Here is a 22,818-nt window from a genome sequence, read left to right as displayed (position 1 = left end):
CGCCCCGACCCGGAACGCCGCGGCGCCGGAACCAAACGGAATCCGCGCCTGGGCGGGCTCCCGTGGTCCGGCGCCGTGGCGCGTCCGGTCTCAGAGGGTGGAGAAGGCCTGCTCGATGATGTCGAGGCCCTCGTTCAGCAGGTCCTCGCCGATGACCAGCGGGGGCAGGAAGCGGAGGACGTTCCCGTAGGTGCCACAGGTCAGGACCAGCAGACCCTCCTGGTGGCAGGCCTTGGCCAGCGCGGCGGTCGCCTCCGGGTTCGGCTCCTTGGTGGCGGCGTCCTTCACCAGCTCGACCGCGATCATGGCGCCGCGGCCCCGGATGTCGCCGATGATGTCGAACTTCTCGGCCATGGCGCCGAGGCGGGCCTTCATGACCGCCTCGATGTTCTTCGCCCTGGCGTTGAGGTCCAGCTCCTTCATCGTCTCGATGGCGCCGAGCGCACCGGCGCAGGCCACCGGGTTGCCGCCGTAGGTGCCGCCGAGGCCGCCGGAGTGCGCGGCGTCCATGATCTCGGCGCGGCCGGTGACGGCGGCCAGCGGCAGACCGCCCGCGATGCCCTTGGCGGTGGTGATCAGGTCCGGGACGATGCCCTCGTCCTCACACGCGAACCACTGGCCGGTACGGCAGAAGCCGGACTGGATCTCGTCCGCGACGAAGACGATGCCGTTGTCCTTGGCGAACTGGCTGATCGCGGGCAGGAAGCCCTTCGCGGGCTCGATGAAGCCGCCCTCGCCGAGCACCGGCTCGATGATGATCGCGGCGACGTTGTCGGCGCCGATCTGCTTGTTGATCATGTCGATGGCCTGCGCGGACGCCTCGGCACCGGCGTTCTCCGCACCGGTCGGCCAGCGGTAGCCGTAGGCCACCGGCACCCGGTAGACCTCGGGCGCGAACGGGCCGAAGCCGTTCTTGTACGGCATGTTCTTGCTGGTCAGCGCCATCGTGAGGTTCGTACGGCCGTGGTAGCCGTGGTCGAAGACGACGACGGCCTGGCGCTTGGTGTGGGCGCGGGCGATCTTGACGGCGTTCTCGACGGCCTCGGCGCCCGAGTTGAACAGCGCGGACTTCTTGGCGTGGTCACCCGGCGTCAGCTCGGCCAGCGCCTCGGCGACGGCCACGTAGCCCTCGTACGGGGTGACCATGAAACAGGTGTGGGTGAAGTCCTGGAGCTGGGCGGAGGCCCGGCGTACGACGGCCTCGGCGCTCGCGCCGACCGACGTCACGGCGATGCCGGAGCCGAAGTCGATGAGGCGGTTGCCGTCGACGTCCTCGATGATGCCGCCGCCCGCGCGCGTGGTGAAGACGGGGAGCACCGATCCCACACCGGCCGCGACCGCGGCGGTGCGTCGGGCCTGCAGTTCCTGCGACTTCGGGCCGGGGATGGCGGTGACGACGCGGCGCTCCTGCGGAAGTGCGGTCATGAGGGGCTCCCTGAGATCGTGCAGACGGGGGTGGGCTGCGGGCGGCGGTGACGGTGGGGTCCCATCGGCTGCCCCGGCGGACGCTGGTCCCGCTTCGCGGTCCTGCTTTTCCTTCTTTCTTCGCAGGCTAGGGCCGGGAGCGGGGGGTCGGCATGCTCCATGTGGGCGTTGTCGGACGATTCGGTTGTCCGTGGTGGACATAGAACCAGCCGGGAACAAGGACGCCGAGGCGCAAAACCGCCGGTGACCGGCCGGGCGGCGGAACCGGGTGGCGGAACCGGCCATGTGGACGGGATCCGGCCGGGCGGCGGACCCGGCCGTGTAAACGGTGAACTCGCCCCGCCGGGGCACTAGATTGACCCGCGGACGAAGCAGGGAGCGGCTGGTCAGGGGGCAAGGGCGATGAACAGCGACGGGACCCAGGACGCGCGGGGCACGCAGGCCGGTCCCGTGCCGCGTCCGGCCGGGCCGCCGGACGGGCACCGGGCGCCCGAGCCGCCGCCCGTCCCGCCGCGCCCCGCGCGGGCGCCCGGCATGCCGCCGCTGCCCGACGGCTCGGCGTTCGTCGCCTGGGCCCGCACACCCCGCCCGGACGCGGCCCCGGGCGTATGGCGCTTCGGCCACCGGCCGCGCCCCGCGGAGGAGCCCGAGCAGACCCCGGCCCGCCAGCTCTTCAGCGGCGCCGTCATCGCCTTCCTGGTCGGCTGGCTGGTCTGGTCCCTGCTCTGGAACGGCTACCTGGGCGGCTGGTGGGTGCTGCCCCTCGAACTGTTCACCCCCGACTCCTGGCGGCACAGCGGCGACCGCGTCGGCAACGCGTTCCTCTGGTACGGCTACTACACGCTCATCGCCCTGATCATCATGGTCGCCGTCGGCCGGCTCGGCCGGTGGAACGAGATCTGGCGGCGCTACGGGCCCCCCGCCTGGCGCGGCGACACCCCCGCGCACGAGAGGCCGCCCGCCCCCGAGGACGACCCCGTCGAGTGGAACCAGCTCCGCGCGGCGGGCGCCACCGAGGCCGCCGACCGGCTCGCCACCGAGGCCCGCCAAGGGCTCATGCGCGATGTCGACCACGCCCGCATCCTCCGCGCCTGGCAGGGCGTACGCAGCGGCCGGCACAGCCTCGCCACCTTCACCGGCGCGGTCCTCAAGGACGGCTCCGCCGCCTGCGTGCACCCCTCCGGCGCCCGCGACCTGCCCAGCCGTGTCGCCCGCCACGACCTGCTCACCGGACAGGTCCGGCTCGGCACCACCGCCGACGACGCCCGCAACCCGTACGCCTACCGCGGCACCGGTCTCGCCCTCGGACCCGACTTGCTCGGCACCTCGCTGCTCGCCGTCGGCCCGCCCGGCTCCGGCAAGACCGGCGGGATCGTCTGGCCGCTCGCCGAGTCGCTGTGCCTGCACGCGCTCGCCGGGCGCGCCGCCGTCGTCGTGGTCGGCGCCGCCGGAGCCGGACTCGGACCCGTCGACGCCTACGACGTCGTCGTCCGCGTCGGCCACCCCGACTCCGTCTACGACCTCGACCTGTACGGCGGGACCACCGACCCCGACGAGGCCGCGGCCGTGCTCGCCGAGGCGCTGGTCGGCGACCTCGCCGACCCCCACCCCGGCGGTGACAGCAGGCGCTCCACCACCGTCCTCGCCCAACTGCTCGGCCCCTTCCAGGCCGTCCACGGCAGGTTCCCCTCCGTGCCCGAGCTGCGCCAGCTCCTCGACGGCGCCCGCGGGCCGCTCGACGCGCTCCGCAAGGGCCTCCAGGACGCCGGACACGCCTCGCTGCTGCGCGAACTCGACGCCCGCGAACGCCAGGCGGGCCACCCCGGAGACCTCGGCGGGGTCCTCGCCGACCGGGTGGCGCTCCTCGACCGGCCCGCCTTCGCCGGGTTCTTCGACACCTCGGGACAGTCCCGGCCCTTCTCGCTGCGCGCCCTCGACCATCCCGTGCGGGTCCGTATCGACCTGCCCGCGCGCGGGCACGCCGACGCCTCCCGGATCCTCGCCCGCCTGGTCCTCGCCCAGTTCACGGCGAGCGTCGCGGTACGCGAGGACCGGTCCCTTTTCGCCTGCCTGGTCCTCGACGACGCGACCGGCGTCGTCACCCCCGAGGCCGTCCGCGGCATCCAGCGGCTGCGCTCCGGGAACGCCGGGGCCGTCCTCACGCTGCGCACCCTGGACGACGCACCCCGGGCGCTGCGCAGCCCCCTGCTGGGCGCGATCGGCTGCCGGATGGCGCTGTCCGGGCTCACCCCCTGGGACGGGCAGGACTTCGCCGAGGTCTGGGGCAAGGAGTGGATCGAGGCCCGCGACGTCACCGACCGGCAGATCATCGCCGAGACACCCGCGGGCAAGGCCGTCCACATGCTGCGCCGGGTGATCACCGGGAACGCGCCGACCGCCCGCGCCGTCACCGTCCGCCAGGTGGAGCGGGAACGCTGGTCCGCCTCCGAGCTGGCGCACGGGGTGCCGCCCGGGCACGCGGTGCTGTCGCTGACCAGCGTCAAGGGCGAGCACGCGCCGCCCCTGCTGGTGGACCTGCGCGGCTGAGCGTCCCCGCCGGACTCCGCCGGACTGCGCCGGACGGGGGCCGGGCGGGGGAGGGGATCACCGCCCGGCGCTGAGCTGGGCGTATGGGCATGGGGGCACGCGGGGACCGTACGGTGAGGCAGAATCGACACAGGCCGTTCATACGCGGCGGCCAAAAGATCACAGAGATCACACCGACCGCACGATCCGGGACCGCCCAGACCCCCCGCCGGCGGTCGCCGAGATCACCCCGGACCCGACCTGAAGGCCCCATGCCCCCCACGCTCGCCTCGCTCGTCCACCACTCCGCGCTGAAGCTCACCGTGCGCGCGGGCGAGGACCGGCTGGACGTGCCCGTCCGCTGGGCGCACGTCAGCGAGCTGGCCGACCCCGTTCCGTACATGGAGGGCGGGGAACTGCTCCTGATCACCGCCCTCAAGCTGGACGCGGACGACCCCGAGGCCATGCGGCGCTACGTGAAGCGGCTGGCCGGCGCCGGAGTCGTCGGGCTCGGCTTCGCCGTCGGGGTCAACTACGACGAGATCCCCAAGGCCCTGGTCGAGGCCGCCGAGAAGGAGGGGCTGCCGCTCCTCGAAGTACCCCGGCGCACCCCCTTCCTCGCGATCAGCAAGGCCGTCTCCGCCGCCATCGCCGCCGACCAGTACCGGGCCGTCACCGCCGGGTTCGCCGCCCAGCGCGAACTCACCAAGCAGGCCCTGAGCGACGGCCCCGAGGGGCTGCTCGCCGCGCTCGCCGGACAGGTCGACGGCTGGGCCGCGCTCTACGACGCCTCCGGTGCCGTCGTCGCCACCGCGCCCGAGTGGGCCGGCCGCCGGGCCGCCCGGCTCACCCCGGACGTGGAACGGCTGCGGGAGCGGCCCGCGCCGGCCAGCTCGGTGGTGGGCGGCGAGGACCGCGTCGAACTGCACTCCCTGGGCACCGGACGCCGGCCCCGCGCCGCCCTCGCCGTCGGGACCGCCGCCGCCCTCGGCACCGCCGAGCGCTACGCCGTCCACTCGGCGATCGCCCTCCTCACCCTCACCACCGAACGCTCCCGGTCGCTGCACGCCGCCGAACAGCGGATCGGCGCGGCCGTGCTGCGGATGCTGCTCGCCGGGGAGCCCGACCACGCCAGAGCCGTCGCGGGCGACCTCTACGGCGGACTGCTCGACGCGCCCTTCCGGCTGATCATCGCCGAGTCGGCGTCCGGGTCGGCCGCGCGGGCCCACGCCGACGGGCACGCGCGCGTGGCCGCCGCCACGCCCTCCAAGACGGCCGTCGCCGTCCCCGACGTCGGCGGCGACCCGCTGGGCGGCCTCGCCGAGGTGGTCGAGTCCGCCGCCGCCCGCTCCGGGGAGTCCGTGCTCGTCGTGCCCGACGGGGAACGGCTGGTCGTCCTCGCCGTGGACGGCGGCGCGGCGGTCACCGCCTGCGGGGACTACGCCGTGGTGCTGGAGGCCGCCCGGGCCGCGCGGCGCGAGCAGCCCGCCGGGGACGAGGACGAACTCGTCGTCGGGCTCTCCGCGCCCGCCGGTCCGATCGCCGCGCGGGCCGCCTACAAACAGGCCGAGCAGGCGCTGTCCGTCGCCCGGCGGCGCGGCCGCTTCCTCGTGGAGCACGAGGAGCTGGCCGCCGGGTCCGTCCTGCCGCTGCTCGCGGACGACGCCGTACGGGCGTTCGCGGACGGCCTGCTGCGCGCGCTGCGCGAACACGACGCCACCGGCCGGGGCGACCTGGTCGCCTCGCTGCGCGCCTGGCTGTCACGGCACGGCCAGTGGGACGCCGCCGCCGCCGACCTGGGCGTCCACCGGCACACCCTGCGCTACCGGATGCGCCGCGTCGAGGAGATCCTCGGCCGCTCCCTCGACGACCCGGACGTCCGCATGGAACTCTGGCTGGCCCTGAAGGCGACGGCGGCGACGGGGGAGTAAGGGCCCCCGATGGGGGTGACGCCGGCAGCGGGGGGACGCGTCTGCCCGGTACCAGGCCAATCCGGCGTAGCCCGGTTTTCCACTGCTACGCGCCGGACAAACGACCCCCGGTCGTGGCGGCCCTACCGTGGAGGCCGACAGGGCAATCGCCAGCAACACCCCCCAACACGGAAGGGCCCGGGACTCGCATGACTTCCACCCACGCCTTCTGGCTCGCCGGCCGCCAGGCCACCGGTGAGACCACGTTCGACGTCACCTCGCCCTGGGACGGCCGGGTCGTCGGACAGGTCAGCGTGCCCACCGAGGCCCAGGTCGAGGAGGCCGTGGCCGCCGCGTACGCCGTGCGGGACGAGTTCGCCGCCACCCCGGCCCACGTACGCGCCGCCGCCCTCGACCACGTCTCGCGCCGCCTCGTGGAGCGCACCGAGGAGATCGCGCAGCTCATCTCCGCCGAGAACGGCAAGCCGATCAAGTGGGCCCGGGGTGAGGTCGGCCGCGCCGTCTCCGTCTTCCGGTTCGCCGCCGAGGAGGCCCGCCGGTTCAACGGCGGCGAGGCCCAGCGTCTCGACACCGACCAGGGCGGCCAGGGCCGGCTCGCCCTCACCCGCCGCTTCCCCAAGGGCGTCGTCCTCGGCATCGCGCCGTTCAACTTCCCGCTCAACCTGTGCGCCCACAAGGTCGCCCCGGCCATCGCCGCCGGCGCGCCGATCATCCTGAAGCCGGCGCCCGCGACCCCGCTGTCCGGCCTGATCATCGGTGATCTGCTCGCCGAGACCGAGCTGCCGGCCGGCTCGTGGAGCATCCTCCCGGTCGCCAACGACAAGATGCCCGCCCTCGTCCAGGACGAGCGCCTCCCGGTCATCTCCTTCACCGGCTCCGAGAAGGTCGGCTACGCGATCATGGACTCGGTGCCGCGCAAGCACTGCACCCTGGAGCTGGGCGGCAACGGCGCGGCCGTCGTCCTCGCCGACTTCGCGAGCGACGCCGACCTCGACTGGGCCGCGACCCGCATCGCGACCTTCTCGAACTACCAGGGCGGCCAGTCCTGCATCTCCGTGCAGCGCGTGATCGCCGACGCCTCGGTGTACGACCGGCTGCTGCCCCGCATCGTCGCCGCCGTCGAGGCCCAGGTCACCGGCGACCCGTCCGACGCCGCGACGGACGTGGGCCCGCTGGTCAGCGAGGCCGCCGCCGAGCGCGTCGAGTCCTGGGTGAACGAGGCCGTCTCCGCCGGCGCCACCCTCCTGACCGGCGGCAAGCGCGACGGCGCCTCCTACGCGCCGACCGTCCTCGCCGACGTCCCGGCCGACGTCACGATCTCCTGCGAGGAGGTCTTCGGCCCGGTCCTGACCGTGCAGAAGGTCGACGGCGAGGCCGCCGCGTTCGCCGCCGCCAACGACTCCAAGTACGGCCTCCAGGCAGGCGTGTTCACCCACGACCTGCAGACCGCCTTCCGCGCCCACCGCGCGCTGGAGGTCGGCGGCGTGGTGATCGGCGACGTCCCGTCCTACCGCGCCGACCAGATGCCGTACGGCGGCGCCAAGCAGTCCGGTGTCGGCCGCGAGGGCGTCCGCTTCGCCATGGACGACTACACCTACGAGCGCGTGCTGGTCCTCACCGGCCTCGCCCTCTGACGGACGATCCAGCGGGACCACACCGAAGCCGGCGGCCTGAGCCCACTGTGCGGGGGCTCAGGCCGCCGGCGTGTCCACGCCCGGCGGCGAGGACGGCGCGGCCGGCGTTGGGCCGAACGCCGCGCGCGGGCTGGTGGGGTGACAGGGAATCGGGTACACGGGTACAGACGATCGAGTAGCACCGGTCGGTAACGCATTGTCCCGTGTCCCCTATGCGCGGCGAGGTGAGCCTCATGTCCGCAACACCCCAACAGCCCACAGTCACCGAACGTGAGGCACGCCAGGTCGCCGAGGCCGCGCGCGAACAGGACTGGCACAAGCCCAGCTTCGCCAAGGAGCTGTTCCTCGGCCGCTTCCGGCTCGACCTCATCCACCCGCACCCGCTGCCCGCCGACGAGGACGCCCAGCGCGGCGAGGAGTTCCTCGCCAAACTCCGCGACTTCTGCGAGACGAAGATCGACTCCGCGCGCATCGAGCGCGAGGCCCGGATTCCGGACGAGACGATCGACGGGCTCAAGGAACTCGGCGCCCTCGGCATGAAGATCGACACCAAGTACGGCGGCCTCGGCCTCACCCAGGTGTACTACAACAAGGCGCTCGCCCTGGTCGGCTCCGCGAGCCCCGCGATCGGCGCCCTGCTCTCCGCCCACCAGTCGATCGGCGTACCGCAGCCCCTCAAGCAGTTCGGCACCCAGGAGCAGAAGGACACCTTCCTGCCCCGCTGCGCCCGCACCGACCTCTCCGCCTTTCTGCTCACCGAACCGGACGTCGGCTCCGACCCGGCGCGGCTGGCCACCACCGCCGTACCGGACGGCGACGACTACGTCCTCGACGGCGTGAAGCTGTGGACGACCAACGGCGTCGTCGCCGACCTCCTCGTCGTCATGGCCCGCGTCCCGAAGTCCGAGGGGCACAAGGGCGGCATCACCGCGTTCGTCGTGGAGGCCGGCTCCGAGGGCATCACCGTCGAGCACCGCAACGCCTTCATGGGCCTGCGCGGCCTGGAGAACGGCGTCACCCGCTTCCACCGGGTCCGCGTCCCGGCCGCGAACCGCATCGGCCCCGAGGGCGCGGGCCTGAAGATCGCCCTCACCACCCTCAACACCGGCCGGCTCTCGCTGCCCGCGATGTGCGTGGGCGCGGGCAAGTGGTGTCTGAAGATCGCCCGCGAGTGGTCGGCGGCACGCGAGCAGTGGGGCAAGCCGGTCGCCCTGCACGAGGCCGTCGGCGCCAAGATCTCCTTCATCGCGGCCACCACGTTCGCCCTCGAAGCCGTCCTCGACCTGTCGTCGCAGATGGCCGACGAGAACCGCAACGACATCCGCATCGAGGCCGCCCTCGCCAAGCTGTACGGCTCCGAGATGGCCTGGCTGATGGCCGACGAACTGGTCCAGATCCGCGGCGGACGCGGCTTCGAGACCGCCGAGTCGCTGGCCGCCCGCGGCGAGCGCGCCGTCCCGGCCGAGCAGATCCTGCGCGACCTGCGCATCAACCGCATCTTCGAGGGCTCGACCGAGATCATGCACCTGCTGATCGCCCGGGAGGCCGTCGACGCCCACCTGTCGGTCGCCGGTGACCTCATCGACCCCGAGAAGTCCCTCGCCGACAAGGCGAAGGCGGGCGCGAACGCCGGTGTCTTCTACGCCAAGTGGCTGCCCAAGCTGGTCGCCGGGACCGGTCAACTGCCGAACTCCTTCAGCGAGTTCAAGCACGAGGTCGACCTCTCCCCGCACCTGCGCTACGTCGAGCGCGGCGCCCGCAAGCTCGCCCGGTCGACCTTCTACGCCATGTCGCGCTGGCAGGGCCGGATGGAGACCAAGCAGGGCTTCCTCGGCCGGATCGTCGACATCGGCGCCGAACTCTTCGCGATGAGCGCGGCCTGCGTCCGGGCCGAACTGCTGCGCGGCAACGGGGAGCACGGCCGCGAGGCCTACCAGCTCGCCGACATCTTTTGCCGCCAGGCCCGCATCCGCGTGGAGGAACTCTTCGGGCGCCTGTGGTCCAACACCGACGATCTCGACCGCACCGTGGTCAAGGGGGTCCTGTCGGGCACGTACACCTGGCTGGAGGAGGGCGTGATCGACCCGTCCGGCGAAGGCCCCTGGATCGCCGACGCCACACCCGGCCCGAGCGAGCGGGAGAACGTCCACCGCCCCATCCGCTGACCCGCCGGCCGCGGTCCCCGGCGGGCCCCTGCCGGCGGAATCGGGTGGGAAGGGGCGGGAATCGGGGATGCCCTGCCCGGCCGGGGACGCGATGCGGCCACAATGGGGGGATGAGCGACAGTCCAGCCCCCCTCGCTGATCCGCATCTCGTCTTCGATCCCGTGGACGGAGTCCGTGATGTCGTGATCCTCGGCTCCACCGGCTCGATCGGCACCCAGGCCATCGACCTCGTGCTGCGCAACCCCGACCGCTTCCGGGTCACCGCGCTCTCGGCCGCGGGCGGCCGGGTCGCGCTGCTCGCCGAGCAGGCCCGCCGGCTGCGGGTCCGGACGGTCGCCGTCGCGCGCGAGGACGTCGTACCGGCGCTGAGGGAGGCCCTCGCCGGCCAGTACGCCCCGGGCGAGCCCCTTCCCGAGATCCTGGCCGGCCCCGACGCCGCCGCCCACCTCGCCGCCTCCGACTGCCACACGGTCCTGAACGGCATCACCGGCTCCATCGGCCTCGCGCCGACCCTCGCCGCGCTGGAGGCGGGCCGCACCCTCGCGCTCGCCAACAAGGAGTCGCTCATCGTCGGCGGCCCGCTGGTCAGGGCGCTGGCCAAGCCGGGCCAGATCATCCCGGTCGACTCCGAGCACGCGGCCCTGTTCCAGGCGCTGGCCTCCGGCAGCCGCGCCGATGTGCGCAAGCTCGTCGTCACCGCCTCCGGGGGCCCGTTCCGCGGCCGTACGAAGGCGGAGCTGGCCGACGTGACACCGGCCGACGCCCTCGCGCACCCCACCTGGGCCATGGGCCCGGTCATCACCGTCAACTCCGCGACGCTGGTGAACAAGGGACTGGAGGTCATCGAGGCCCACCTCCTCTACGACATTCCCTTCGACCGCATTGAGGTGGTCGTGCACCCGCAGTCGTATGTCCACTCGATGGTGGAATTCACGGACGGCTCGACGATCGCCCAGGCGACGCCCCCCGACATGGGAGGGCCGATCGCCATCGGCCTCGGCTGGCCCGAGCGGGTCCCGGACGCGGCCCCCGCCTTCGACTGGACCAAGGCGTCGAGCTGGGAGTTCTTCCCGCTCGACACCGAGGCCTTCCCCTCCGTGGGACTCGCCCGGCACGTGGGGCGGCTCGCGGGGACGGCCCCGGCGGTGTTCAATGCCGCCAACGAGGAGTGCGTGGACGCGTTCCTGAACGGCACCCTGGCGTTCAACGGGATCATGGAGACCGTCACCCGGGTCGTCGAGGAACACGGCACACCGCGAACGGGAACTTCCCTGACCGTCGCGGACGTCCTCGAAGCGGAGACCTGGGCGCGCGCCCGGGCTCGTGAACTGACGGTACGGACGACAACCGCGGAGGCTCGTGCATGACGACCCTGATGATGATCCTCGGCATAGTCGTCTTCGTGGTCGGCCTGCTCATCTCGATCGCGTGGCACGAGCTGGGACATCTGTCGACGGCCAAGCTGTTCGGCATCCGGGTGCCGCAGTACATGGTCGGCTTCGGCCCGACCATCTGGTCGCGCAAGAAGGGCGACACCGAGTACGGCGTCAAGGCCGTCCCCCTCGGCGGCTACATCCGCATGATCGGGATGTTCCCGCCCGGCCCGGACGGCCGGGTCGAGGCCCGCTCGACCTCCCCCTTCCGGGGCATGATCGAGGACGCCAGGTCGGCGGCCTTCGAGGAGCTGCAGCCCGGCGACGAGACCCGCCTCTTCTACACGCGCAAGCCGTGGAAGCGCGTGATCGTGATGTTCGCCGGTCCCTTCATGAACCTCATCCTCGCCGTCGTGATCTTCCTCGGCGTGATGATGACGTTCGGCGTCAACACCCAGACGACCACGGTCGGCAAGGTCTCGGACTGCGTCATCCAGCAGAGCGAGAACCGCACGAAGTGCGCGAAGGGCGACGAGGCCGCGCCCGCCAAGGCGGCGGGCCTCAGGGGCGGCGACAAGATCGTGGCGTTCGACGGCAGGCCGGTCGCGGACTGGGCGGCCCTCCAGTCGGACATCCGGGCCAACCCCGGCAAGGACGTCACGCTCACCGTCGAGCGCAAGGGCGAGCGCGTCGACCTGAACGCCCACCTGATCAGGAACCAGGTGAGCAAGACGGACGGCGACGGCGGCTACGTAGAGGGCAAGTACGTGTACGCCGGCTTCCTCGGCTTCACGCCCGCCTCCGGCATCGTCCAGCAGTCCTTCGGACAGTCCGTGAACCGCATGGGCGACATGATGGAGAACGGCGTCGAGTCGCTGGTCGCGCTGCCCGGCAAGGTCCCCGACCTGTGGGACGCGGCCTTCGGCGACGGCCCGCGCAAGGCCGACTCCCCGATGGGCGTGGTCGGCGCCGCCCGCATCGGCGGTGACGTGTTCACGCTGGACATCCCCGCCTCGCAGCAGGTCGCGATGATGCTGCTGCTGGTCGCCGGGTTCAACCTCTCCCTCTTCCTGTTCAACATGCTCCCCCTGCTGCCGCTCGACGGCGGGCACATCGCGGGGGCGCTGTGGGAGTCGCTGCGGCGGAACACGGCGAAGGTGCTCAAGCGTCCGGACCCGGGCCCGTTCGACGTGGCGAAGCTGATGCCGGTGGCCTATGTGGTGGCCGGGGTCTTCGTCTGCTTCACCGTCCTCGTCCTCATCGCGGACGTGGTTAACCCGGTGAAAATCTCCTAGCAAGACGCCGTTGGCGGCGGTCGGGCACCCTGGTGTCCGGCCGCCTTCCATCGAGTGGGTTTGAGGGGCGTGATGTGCTTGGCCGCGCGCCCGTACCGTAATCTCGAAGCCGGGAGCCCACGATTCCGGGACCTTGATCCACAACTTGGGGTTGCACAGCAGATGACTGCGATTTCTCTCGGCATGCCGTCCGTTCCGACCAAGCTGGCCGAGCGCCGCAAGAGCCGGCAGATCCAGGTCGGAAGCGTCGCCGTGGGTGGAGACGCACCCGTCTCGGTGCAGTCGATGACGACCACGCGTACGTCGGACATCGGCGCCACGCTCCAGCAGATCGCCGAGCTGACCGCGTCCGGCTGCCAGATCGTGCGCGTCGCCTGCCCGACGCAGGACGACGCCGACGCGCTCGCCACCATCGCCAAGAAGTCCCAGCTCCCCGTCATCGCGGACATCCACTTCCAGCCGAAGTACGTGTTCGCCGCGATCAACGCCGGCTGTGCTGCCGTCCGGGTGAACCCCGGCAACATCAAGCAGTTCGACGACCAGGTCAAGGAGATCGCCCGGGCCGCGAAGGACACCGGCACCCCGATCCGCATCGGCGTCAACGCGGGCTCCCTCGACAAGCGGCTGCTCCAGAAGTACGGCAAGGCGACCCCCGAGGCGCTCGTCGAGTCCGCCCTCTGGGAGGCCTCCCTCTTCGAGGAGCACGACTTCCGGGACATCAAGATCTCGGTCAAGCACAACGACCCGGTCGTCATGGTCAACGCCTACCGGCAGCTCGCCGCCGCCTGCGACTACCCGCTGCACCTCGGCGTGACCGAGGCGGGACCGGCGTTCCAGGGCACCATCAAGTCGGCCGTCGCCTTCGGCGCCCTGCTCTCCGAGGGCATCGGCGACACCATCCGCGTCTCCCTGTCGGCCCCGCCGGTCGAGGAGGTCAAGGTCGGCCTCCAGATCCTGGAGTCGCTGAACCTGAAGCAGCGCGGCCTGGAGATCGTCTCCTGCCCGTCCTGCGGCCGCGCCCAGGTCGACGTCTACAAGCTGGCCGAGGAAGTCACCGCCGGCCTCACCGGCATGGAGGTCCCGCTCCGCGTCGCCGTCATGGGCTGCGTCGTGAACGGCCCGGGCGAGGCCCGCGAGGCCGACCTCGGCGTCGCCTCCGGCAACGGCAAGGGCCAGATCTTCGTCAAGGGCGAGGTCATCAAGACCGTCCCCGAGTCGAAGATCGTGGAGACCCTCATCGAAGAGGCGATGAAGCTCGCCGAACAGATGGAAGCAGAGGGCACCCCTTCCGGGGAACCGACCATCTCGGTCGCCGGCTGAAACCCCGGCCCGGGGGACGGCCTCAGGGGCGCGAGGAACTGCGCGCCCAGCCCCCACCCACCCGCAGCGCCCCGGCGTCTGGAGGCCCCCCCTTCCGCTGGCCGGGATCCCCACCCGGGCCCGGGGGGTCGGCCTCAGGGGCGCGGGGAACTGCGCGCCCAGCCCCCACCCACCCGCAGCCACCGGGCGTCCGGAGGACCCCGCCCCCCCGCCGGCCCGGATCCCCACCCCGCCCAGGGGGACAGACTCAGGGGCGCGGGGAACTGCGCGAGCAACCCCCACCCACCCGCAGCGCCCCGGCGTCCGGAGGACCCCCCCTTCCGCAGGCCGGGATCCCCACCCGGGCCCGGGGGACAGACTCAGGGGCGCGGGGAACTGCGCGAGCAACCCCCACCCACCCGCACCCGGGACCCGACCCCCCGCCCCCGGGGTCGCCCGGGGACAAGGGGCGGCGCCCCACAACCGTGGCAGGTACAGTGCGGAGATCAGCAGCCCCCAGGGTGAGGCCCCCGCACGTGTTGACCCAGACCACCACCAGGGTCCTCGAACCGAGTGACCTGGACGCCGCACTCGCCGTCCTCGACCGCGAGCCTGTGGCCAACGCCTTCGTCGCCTCCCGCGTGCAGGTCGCGGGCCTCGACCCCTGGCGGCTAGGCGGCGAGATGTGGGGCTGGTACGAGGACGGCATGCTCCAGTCCCTCTGCTACGCGGGCGCCAACCTCGTCCCGATCTGCGCCACCCCCCGCGCCGTACGCGGCTTCGCCGACCGGGCCCGCCGGGGCGGCCGCCGCTGCTCCTCGATCGTCGGCCCCGCCGAACCCACCGCCCAGCTGTGGCGGCTGCTCGAACCGAGCTGGGGCCCCGCCCGCGACGTCCGCGCCCACCAGCCCCTGATGGTCACCGACCGGCTGCCCGCCACGGTCACCCCGGACCCCTACGTCCGCCGCGTCCGCAAGGACGAGATGGAGACGATCATGCCGGCGTGCGTGGCGATGTTCACCGAGGAGGTCGGCGTCTCCCCGATGGCCGGCGACGGCGGACTCCTCTACCAGGCCCGGGTCGCCGAACTCGTCGGCTCCGGCCGCTCCTTCGCCCGCCTCGACCAGGACGGCAAGGTCGTCTTCAAGGCCGAGATCGGCGCCGCGACCGCCCACGCCTGCCAGATCCAGGGCGTCTGGGTCGCCCCCGAGTACCGCGGCCAGGGCATCGCCGCCCCCGGCATGGCGGCCGTCCTGCGCTACGCCCTCACCGACGTCGCCCCCGTCGTCAGCCTCTACGTGAACGACTTCAACACCGCCGCCCGGGCCACCTACCGCAGGGTCGGCTTCCAGGAGGTCGGCGCGTTCATGAGCGTCCTGTTCTGACCCCCGGCTCCGGCTTCTGACCCCCCGGCCCCCGGTTTCCGAGTCCCAGGCCCCCCGGGTGCTGACCTCCCGCCCCCGACAGGCGCCCGCGCCCGAGACCGCTCCCGCGCACCTCACGCGCCCCACGGTTCGCCAGGTAGTCTCCCCGCATGCTGCGCTTTCCCGGTCACGGCCACCGCAACTCCGACGACGTGGCCGTCGGCCCGCTGGATCTCGCGGCGCGCGTCGACGAGGCGCTCGCCGTGCAGGCCCTCGCGTTCGGGCTCGGCGCCGACGAGATCGCCGTACGCCGGCAGATCGTGCTGCGCCACCTCACGTACCCGGGAGCCCACGCGCTCGGCGCGACCACCGACGACGGACGGCTCGTCGGCTTCGTCTACGGCATGCCCAACGACCGCGGCCACTGGTGGTCCACCGTCGTCGAGCCGTATCTGCGCGCACAGGGCCACGAGACCTGGCTCGACCACTCCTTCGTGATCACCGAACTGCACGTCCACCCCCGGTTCCAGAACAGGGGCGTCGGCCGCGCCCTGATCACCCGGATCACCTCGACCGCCGCCGAGCCGCGTTCGATCCTCTCCGCGATCGACGTCGACAGCCCGGCCCGCGGCCTCTACCGCTCCCTCGGCTACGAGGACCTCGCCCGGCAGGTCCTCTTCCCCAGCGCCCCCCGGCCGTACGCCGTGATGGGCGCCCCGCTGCCGCTGCGGCGGCGCTGACGGATTTCCGGGACCGGCCGCCCCCCGGCTAACCTCCTGGCATCACCCTTACGCAGCAGGAGTCGAGAATCATGGCCCAGGTCCAGCGCATGTCCCGTTTGATGGTCAAGACATTGCGTGACGACCCGGCCGACGCCGAGACGCTCAGCCACAAGCTGCTCGTCCGCGCCGGCTACGTGCGACGCAACTCCGCGGGCATCTGGACCTGGCTGCCGCTCGGCAAGAAGGTCCTCGACAACATCTCCCGCGTGGTCCGCGAGGAGATGGACGCGATCGGCGCCCAGGAGGTCCTTCTCCCGGCCCTGCTGCCCAAGGAGCCCTACGAGGCCTCGGGCCGCTGGGAGGAGTACGGCGACCTGCTCTTCCGCCTCAAGGACCGCAAGGGCGGCGAGTACCTGCTCGGCCCGACGCACGAGGAGATCTTCACCCTCCTCGTCAAGGACCAGGCGTCCTCGTACAAGGACCTGCCGGTCATGCTGTACCAGATCCAGACGAAGTACCGCGACGAGGCCCGCCCCCGCTCCGGCGTGCTGCGCGGCCGCGAGTTCCAGATGAAGGACTCGTACTCCTTCGACACCACGGACGAGGGGCTCGCCGAGTCCTACCGGCTGCACCGCGAGGCCTACCAGAAGATCTTCACCCGCCTCGGTCTCGACTTCCGCATCGTGTCCGCCGTCTCCGGCGCCATGGGCGGCTCCGCCTCCGAGGAGTTCCTCGCGCCCGCCGCCGCCGGTGAGGACACCTTCGCGGACTGCCCCGCCTGCGACTACGCCGCCAACACGGAGGCCGTGACCTTCGCGCTCGCGCCGGTCACCGCCGAGCACGGCCCGGTCGAGGAGCTGGACACCCCCGACACCCCCACCATCGAGTCGCTCGCCGAGCACCTCGGCGTCCCCGCCTCCGCGACGCTGAAGAACCTGCTGGTCAAGGTCGACGGCGAGATCGTCGCCGTGGGCGTCCCCGGTGACCGCGAGGTCGACCTCGGCAAGCTCGGCGAGCACCTCGCCCCGGCCGTGGTCGAACTCGTCACCGCCGAGGACTTCGAGGGCCGCGACGACCTCGTACGGGGATACGTGGGCCCGCAGGGCCTGGAGAAGGTCCGCTACATCGCCGACCCGCGCGTGGCCCCCGGCACCGCCTGGATCACCGGCGCCAACAAGGCCGACACCCACGCGAAGAACGTCGTCGCCGGCCGGGACTTCGAGGTCGACGACTACCTGGACGTCGTCGTCGTGGAAGAGGGCGACCCCTGCCCCGCCTGCGGCACCGGGCTCAAGCTGGACCGCGCCATCGAGATCGGCCACATCTTCCAGCTCGGCCGCAAGTACGCCGACACCTTCCAGCTCGACGTGCTTGGCCGGCAGGGCAAGCCGGTCCGGGTGACGATGGGCTCGTACGGCATCGGCGTGTCCCGCGCGGTCGCCGCCCTGGCCGAGCAGTCGGCGGACGAGCAGGGCCTGTGCTGGCCCAAGGAGATCGCTCCCGCCGACGTCCACGTGGTCGCCGCGGGCAAGGCCCTGCAGACCGAGCTGGCGCTCGACGTGGCCGAGAAGCTGGGCGGCGCGGGTGTCCGCGTCCTGGTGGACGACCGCGCCGGTGTCTCGCCGGGCGTGAAGTTCACCGACGCCGAGCTGATCGGCGTCCCGAAGATCCTGGTCGCCGGCCGCCGCTCGGCCGAGGGCGTCCTGGAACTGAAGGACCGCCGCACCGGCGAGCGCGAGGAACTGACCGTCGACGAGGCCATCGCCCGCCTGACGGCCTGACAACCCTACGGCGGCGCCCGTCACCCCCCAGGGGTCGACGGGCGCCGCCGCTTTGCTTCCTCCCAGCGCCGGGCCGACCGCGGGCACCGGCGCCGCCCGCCCCGCCGTGAACCCCGTCCTCGGGCCGTCGCTGAGCCGCCCACCGCGGGTCCGACGACCGCCGACCCCCCCGGGCCCGCCCGGCAAGCGCGGTCCCGGCCCCCGGGACTCCCGCCCGGCAAGCGCGGTCCCGGCCCCCGGGACTCCCGCCGGGCAAGCACGGTCCCGGCCCCCGGGGACTCCCGCCCGGCAAGCACGGTCCCGGCCCCCGCTCCGACCGGCCCCACCAGGGCCCGGCGCGTTGTCCCGCGCCTGCGGGGAGGCCGGCGCGGCAGGGGAGCGCGCCGGCTCACACCCAGCCGGCGAACTCCAGCAGGAGTTCGGCGTCCCGGGGCCGCCCCACCCGTCCCGCGCGTACGCCCGACTCCACCGCCCGGAACAGGGTCCAGCCGCGCAGCCGCTCCTGGTCCACCTCCAGCGACTCGGCGAGGCGCTTGACGCGGCGCCGGGTGATCGAGGCCCCCGAGGGCGAGGCGATCAGGTCCTCCACCCGGTCGCGGACCAGCCGGGCCAGATCGAAGGCGCACTCGCCGACCACCGGGTCCGGCCCCACCGCCAGCCACGGCGTCCGCTCCCCGGCGAGCACCTTGCTCTGCCGGAACGTGCCGTGCAGCAGCCGCGTCTCGGGCGGCTTTGCCAGCAGCTCGTCGCGGGCCGCCAGCGCGGCGTCGACGAGCGCGCCCACCTCAGCGCCGCCCCCGGCCCCGCCCCCGGCCCCCTCCGCGACCGCCGCCCGCATCGCCTCGGCCTGCCGCCCGGTCCGCTCCCCGACGGTCTCGAAGACCTGGCCCGCGGGCGGCTCGACCCACAGGCGCCGCAGCGTTCCCGCCGCCTCCAGCAGGGCCTTCGCCTCGGGCAGCGTCCGTACCGACACGTCCGGGTGCAGCCGTTCGAGAAGCAGTACGCCGTGGGCGTCCCCGGGGTTGAGGAGACGGACCGCGCCCCGGCCGTCCCAGTGCGCGAGGGCCGCCCGCTCGCTCTCCGGACGCGCCCGGTCCGGGGCCAGCTTCAGCACGGCGGGCGTCCCGTCCGCCTGCCGCACCAGCACGACCAGACTGCTGCGCCCGCCCGGCGCCTGCACCCGCTCCACGGTCAACTCGCGCTGTTCGACGGCCTGTCGGGCCAGCTCGGGCAGCTTCTCCAGCCACCCGTCGGCTCCGTCGGCGCCCTCCGACCCGCTCCGCCGGTTCTCGCCGAGTGCCCGCAGAAGGCGCTGCGGCGGTTCGAAGACCATGCGCGAGTCCATGCGCGAGATGTTCCCTTCCAGGTCGCGTTACGTCGGCGAGGACGCCGAGGGGGCCGGGGTGCCCGCCCGCTCGGCGAGCCCAGGGAAGGCTACGCTCTCGCCGTTCCAGCGCACCGCGCGGACCGCCGCCTCGCGCAGCGCCCCGGCCGCGGTGCGCCGCCGGTCGCCCGTCGTGGCCCGGACCAGGTCCGAGTACACGGCCGCCACCCGCTCCTCCAGCTCGGCCGCGAACCGGACGGCGCCGGCCGTGTCCGTCACCGCAAACGGCAGCACGTACGCCGCCGACGCGACCTCGGGCGTGCCGCCCAGGTCCTTCACCGCCCGCACCAGCGCGTCACGGCGGGCCCGGTGGGCGTCGTAGCCCGACCGGGCGTCGCCGCGCCGCTTCTCGCCGATCTTGCCGCCGACGACGCCGTAGCCGTACACGGCGGCGTGCTCGGCGGCCAACGCGGCCTGCAACGCCTTGAGTTCGGCCTTCTCGGCGTTCTTCCGCTCGCTCACTTCGCGGCCTCCGTCAGCAGAAACGCGTGCGCGGCGCCGGCCGCCGCCACCGAGGCCAGCAGCCTGGCCAGTTCCCCGGGAAGCTCCACCAGCGCCTGGGTGCGCTCGTCGGCGAGCGCCAGTTCGGCCGTGGCCAGCTCCGACAGCGCGTCCTTGGGCCGGGCGGCCACATCGGCCGAGGCACCAGCCGATGCCGATGCCGATGCCGATGCCGAAGCTGAAGCTGAAGCGGAGGCGGAGGCGGAAGCCGAACCGGTCGCGTCCGTGCCGGGCGCGGCGGGCGAACCCGACGCCGGAGGAGAAACCGTGCCGGGCCCGGATGCCGACGGGGACGCCGACGAGCCCGCGTTGCCGGCCCCGGCCCCGGCCCCGGCGCCGAACGCCTGCGCGTGTCCGAGGACCTCCGCCCGCAGCGGGGCGAGCCTCCCCTCCAGGCCCGGATGCGCAGCGATCACCGCGGCGTACCGGCCCGCGAGCGTCGTACTGTCCCGGGCCGCACGCGCGCGTGCCCGTTCCGCGGCGGAGGGGCGGCTGCCGCCGGCCGTGTCGCCGGACGGCTCGGCGGCGGAACAGCCCGCGACCGCGAAGGAGCCCGCGGCGACCGCGAGCAGGGTCCTTCGGCGCGGACCCGACGGGGTGCGTGACGACAGGGGGAACGGCACGGCAGACGTCCTCGGAGGGCTCGTACGAATGTGTGGGCGAGCTGCCCGTGATCACGGTACCCGCGCGGGGGCCGAACACCGTCCAGCGGCTCTCTCCCATCCGCCGCACGAGCCGCTTTCCCGCCCGGTCCGCCGCGCCGCCCGCCGTCCGACGGGGCGCCCGGCACCCCCCGCGCCGTCCCGCCGCGTCCCGTCCCCTCCCGGACCGCCGGGCGCGGAAGCACCCGTACCGGTGGACGGCAACACCCCCTGCGACCGGATACCCTTTGACCTGACACGCGACCAACCCACAACAGCACACGCGGCCGAGGAGTCACCCGGATGAGCACGACCCAGAGCGAGAGGCTGCGAGAACTGCTGGATCCGCTCGTGACCTCCCAGGGACTCGATCTGGAAGAGATCGAGGTGGAGTCCGTCGGCAGGAAGCGTGTTCTGCGCGTCGTCGTGGACTCGGACGAGGGTGCCGACCTGGACGCGATCGCCGATGTGAGCCGCGCGCTCTCGGCGAAGCTGGACGAGACGGACGCGATGGGTGCCGGCGAGTACACCCTCGAAGTCGGAACCCCCGGTGCCGAGCGCGAGCTGAAAGAGCACCGTCACTACGTACGCGCCACCGACCGGCTGGTGAAGTTCCAGCTGGCGGACGGCGACGACCTGACCGCACGCGTCCTGAACGTGGAGGCCGACGGCCTCGACGTCGAGGTGCCCGGCGTGAAGGGGCGCAAGCCCACCGCCCGGCGACTGGCCTTCGAGGACATCGCCAAGGCCCGTGTGCAGGTCGAGTTCAACCGCAAGGACAAGAAGGAAGAGGAGGCGTAGCCGTGGACATCGACATGAGTGCCCTGCGGGGTCTGGTGCGGGAGAAGGAGATCTCCTTCGACCTGCTGGTCGAGGCGATCGAGTCGGCCCTCCTCATCGCCTACCACCGCACCGAGGGAAGCCGCCGCCACGCGCGCGTCAAGCTCGACCGGGAGACCGGCCATGTGACCGTGTGGGCGAAGGAGGACCCCCAGGACCTGGAGGAGGGTCAGGAGGCGCGCGAGTTCGACGACACCCCCTCGGGGTTCGGCCGGATCGCCGCGACCACCGCCAAGCAGGTGATCCTCCAGCGTCTGCGGGACGCCGAGGACGACGCGACCCTCGGCGAGTACGCGGGCCGCGAGGGCGACATCGTCACCGGTGTCGTCCAGCAGGGCCGCGACCCGAAGAACGTGCTGGTCGACATCGGCAAGCTGGAAGCCATCCTGCCGGTGCAGGAGCAGGTCCCCGGGGAGACCTACGAGCACGGCCTGCGCCTGCGCTCGTATGTCGTCCGGGTGGCGAAGGGCGTCCGCGGCCCGTCCGTGACCCTCTCGCGCACGCACCCCAACCTCGTGAAGAAGCTCTTCGCGCTGGAGGTGCCGGAGATCGCCGACGGGTCCGTCGAGATCGCCGCGATCGCCCGCGAGGCCGGCCACCGCACCAAGATCGCCGTCCGCTCCACCCGCAGCGGCCTGAACGCCAAGGGCGCCTGCATCGGCCCGATGGGCGGCCGGGTGCGCAACGTGATGGCCGAGCTGAACGGCGAGAAGATCGACATCGTCGACTGGTCCGACGACCCGGCCGACATGGTGGCGAACGCGCTCTCCCCGGCGCGCGTGTCCAAGGTGGAGGTCGTCGACCTCCAGGCCCGCTCCGCGCGGGTGACGGTCCCCGACTACCAGCTGTCACTGGCGATCGGCAAGGAGGGCCAGAACGCCCGCCTCGCCGCCCGCCTCACCGGCTGGCGGATCGACATCCGTCCGGACACCGAACAGCCCGCCGACCAGCGCGGCGAGTGACCGGGGAATAGATCCGCGCCACAGGTGGCTTGGATCACGACAACAACCGTTCGATTCTTGCCCCAAAGGGGTGAGGTCGTTACGGGGAGGTAGACTTAAGAGTGTCTGGCCGGACGCGAGCCCGCGCATGCCCTGAACGCACCTGTGTGGGGTGCCGGGAGCGAGCGGCCAAGAGAGACTTGCTGCGCATCGTGGCGGTCGAGGGCGAATGTGTCCCCGATCATCGCGGTACGCTGCCCGGCCGGGGTGCGTACGTGCATCCCGCCCTGGTCTGTCTCGACCTGGCGGTCCGCCGCCGGGCGATCCCACGGGCGCTGCGCGTCCCGGGACCGCTCGACACCGCGGCTCTCCGCCACCACGTCGAGCAGGCAACACCGTAAGAAGCGTCGCGCGGAACCCCCGTGCGGCCCTGGTACCCCGCGAGTTGGAAGTAGGTCGAGATTGCGATGAGCACTCGATGAGCACGCGATGAGTACGCCCATGAAGTAGCGACGGTCCGGACAAACCCGGACCTAAAAGGAGCGAAGTGGCTAAGGTCCGGGTATACGAACTCGCCAAGGAGTTCGGCGTGGAGAGCAAGGTCGTCATGGCCAAGCTCCAAGAACTCGGTGAATTCGTCCGTTCGGCGTCCTCGACGATCGAGGCGCCCGTCGTACGCAAACTGACAGATGCCCTCCAGCAGGGCGGCGGTGGCGGCAAGCCCGCACCGCGCAAGGCAGCCCCGGCCAAGCCGGGCGCCCCCTCCCCGGCGCAGGCCGCCCGTCCGGCCGCCCCGCGCCCGCCGACCCCGAAGCCGGCCCCGGCCGACACGCCCGCGGCTGCTCCGGTGACCCCGGCCGCCCCGGGCCCCCGCCCGGGTCCCAAGCCCGCGCCGAAGCCCGCTCCGGCGGCTCCGGCTCCGGCCGCGCCCGAGTTCACCGCGCCTCCGGCCGCCGCGCCGCAGGCCCCGTCGGCCCCGGCCGCCGGTCCCCGTCC

18 protein-coding genes are annotated in these 22,818 nt (G+C 73.0%); 14 read left to right on the top strand and 4 right to left on the bottom strand.

All coding sequences use genetic code 11. From position 1 onward, the window contains the following. Nucleotides 1–90 precede the first annotated feature (90 nt). Nucleotides 91–1,425 (bottom strand): 4-aminobutyrate--2-oxoglutarate transaminase, encoded by a 1,335-nt coding sequence (gabT, locus tag AB0912_RS30470; RefSeq protein ID WP_366705501.1) that lies wholly within the window; start codon nucleotides 1,423–1,425, stop codon nucleotides 91–93. A gap of 402 nt (nucleotides 1,426–1,827) precedes the next feature. Here gabT and AB0912_RS30465 point away from each other — a divergent pair, with 402 nt between their 5' ends. The 10 genes from AB0912_RS30465 to AB0912_RS30420 all read left to right on the top strand — a co-directional run bounded on the left by AB0912_RS30465 (nucleotide 1,828) and on the right by AB0912_RS30420 (nucleotide 17,515). After that, nucleotides 1,828–3,972: an ATP-binding protein gene (locus AB0912_RS30465; RefSeq protein WP_366705499.1), complete on the top strand. Its 2,145-nt coding sequence runs from the start codon at nucleotides 1,828–1,830 to the stop codon at nucleotides 3,970–3,972. 251 nt (nucleotides 3,973–4,223) lie between these two features. Further along, complete coding sequence (locus tag AB0912_RS30460; protein ID WP_366705497.1) at nucleotides 4,224–5,882, top strand: PucR family transcriptional regulator; 1,659 nt, start codon at nucleotides 4,224–4,226, stop codon at nucleotides 5,880–5,882. A 188-nt stretch (nucleotides 5,883–6,070) separates the two neighbouring features. Then, the gene (locus AB0912_RS30455) at nucleotides 6,071–7,516 is read left to right on the top strand and encodes an aldehyde dehydrogenase family protein (protein WP_366705495.1); all 1,446 of its coding nucleotides are present in this window, start codon (nucleotides 6,071–6,073) and stop codon (nucleotides 7,514–7,516) included. Between the two features lie 233 nt (nucleotides 7,517–7,749). After that, the gene (locus AB0912_RS30450) at nucleotides 7,750–9,681 is read left to right on the top strand and encodes an acyl-CoA dehydrogenase family protein (protein WP_366705493.1); all 1,932 of its coding nucleotides are present in this window, start codon (nucleotides 7,750–7,752) and stop codon (nucleotides 9,679–9,681) included. A 110-nt stretch (nucleotides 9,682–9,791) separates the two neighbouring features. Beyond that, nucleotides 9,792–11,048 (top strand): 1-deoxy-D-xylulose-5-phosphate reductoisomerase, encoded by a 1,257-nt coding sequence (dxr, locus tag AB0912_RS30445; protein ID WP_366705491.1) that lies wholly within the window; start codon nucleotides 9,792–9,794, stop codon nucleotides 11,046–11,048. Then, nucleotides 11,045–12,349 carry a site-2 protease family protein gene (locus tag AB0912_RS30440; protein WP_366705489.1) on the top strand — a complete coding sequence of 435 codons (1,305 nt, stop codon included), beginning with the start codon at nucleotides 11,045–11,047 and terminating at the stop codon, nucleotides 12,347–12,349. The genes dxr and AB0912_RS30440 overlap by 4 nt, the downstream gene beginning before the upstream one ends. A 162-nt stretch (nucleotides 12,350–12,511) precedes the next feature. Further along, nucleotides 12,512–13,669 (top strand): flavodoxin-dependent (E)-4-hydroxy-3-methylbut-2-enyl-diphosphate synthase, encoded by a 1,158-nt coding sequence (ispG, locus tag AB0912_RS30435; protein WP_366705487.1) that lies wholly within the window; start codon nucleotides 12,512–12,514, stop codon nucleotides 13,667–13,669. A 515-nt stretch (nucleotides 13,670–14,184) separates the two neighbouring features. Continuing rightward, on the top strand, nucleotides 14,185–15,033 hold the full coding sequence (locus AB0912_RS30430) for a GNAT family N-acetyltransferase (RefSeq protein ID WP_366705485.1): 849 nt from the start codon (nucleotides 14,185–14,187) through the stop codon (nucleotides 15,031–15,033). 149 nt (nucleotides 15,034–15,182) lie between these two features. Continuing rightward, entirely contained in the window at nucleotides 15,183–15,752 is a 570-nt protein-coding gene (locus AB0912_RS30425; RefSeq protein WP_366705483.1) for a GNAT family N-acetyltransferase, read from the top strand. Nucleotides 15,753–15,823: 71 nt separating this feature from the next. Next, a complete protein-coding gene (locus AB0912_RS30420) occupies nucleotides 15,824–17,515 on the top strand; it encodes a proline--tRNA ligase (RefSeq protein WP_366705481.1) in 1,692 nt (563 codons plus the stop codon). 388 nt (nucleotides 17,516–17,903) lie between these two features. Here the strand turns inward: AB0912_RS30420 and AB0912_RS30415 are convergent, their stop codons facing one another. From AB0912_RS30415 to AB0912_RS30405, 3 genes are read right to left on the bottom strand one after another with little or no spacing between them, the layout of a single operon-like run. Next, nucleotides 17,904–18,848, bottom strand: a complete 945-nt coding sequence (locus AB0912_RS30415) for an aminoglycoside phosphotransferase family protein (protein WP_366705536.1) — start codon at nucleotides 18,846–18,848, stop codon at nucleotides 17,904–17,906. A 39-nt stretch (nucleotides 18,849–18,887) separates the two neighbouring features. Next, a complete protein-coding gene (locus tag AB0912_RS30410) occupies nucleotides 18,888–19,361 on the bottom strand; it encodes a ferritin-like domain-containing protein (RefSeq protein WP_366705479.1) in 474 nt (157 codons plus the stop codon). Further along, nucleotides 19,358–20,023, bottom strand: coding sequence for a hypothetical protein (locus AB0912_RS30405; protein WP_366705477.1), 666 nt, complete (start codon nucleotides 20,021–20,023; stop codon nucleotides 19,358–19,360). Before AB0912_RS30405 ends, AB0912_RS30410 begins: the two co-directional genes overlap by 4 nt. Nucleotides 20,024–20,344: 321 nt before the next feature. Between AB0912_RS30405 and rimP the strand changes: the two genes are divergently transcribed. From rimP to AB0912_RS30385, 4 genes are all read left to right on the top strand, one after another. Next, the gene (gene rimP / locus AB0912_RS30400) at nucleotides 20,345–20,842 is read left to right on the top strand and encodes a ribosome maturation factor RimP (protein WP_366705475.1); all 498 of its coding nucleotides are present in this window, start codon (nucleotides 20,345–20,347) and stop codon (nucleotides 20,840–20,842) included. A 2-nt stretch (nucleotides 20,843–20,844) separates the two neighbouring features. Next, nucleotides 20,845–21,843: a transcription termination factor NusA gene (gene nusA / locus AB0912_RS30395; protein ID WP_366705473.1), complete on the top strand. Its 999-nt coding sequence runs from the start codon at nucleotides 20,845–20,847 to the stop codon at nucleotides 21,841–21,843. Between the two features lie 101 nt (nucleotides 21,844–21,944). Then, nucleotides 21,945–22,223, top strand: a complete 279-nt coding sequence (locus AB0912_RS30390; RefSeq protein WP_366705471.1) for a YlxR family protein — start codon at nucleotides 21,945–21,947, stop codon at nucleotides 22,221–22,223. A 146-nt stretch (nucleotides 22,224–22,369) separates the two neighbouring features. Next, the coding region (locus AB0912_RS30385) for a translation initiation factor IF-2 N-terminal domain-containing protein (protein ID WP_366705469.1) at nucleotides 22,370–22,818 on the top strand (449 nt) is incomplete at its 3' end.

Source organism: Streptomyces sp. NPDC007084, assembly GCF_040703595.1.
Classification (GTDB): Bacteria; Actinomycetota; Actinomycetes; order Streptomycetales; family Streptomycetaceae; genus Streptomyces.
This window is presented reverse-complemented; position numbering and strand designations above follow the sequence as displayed.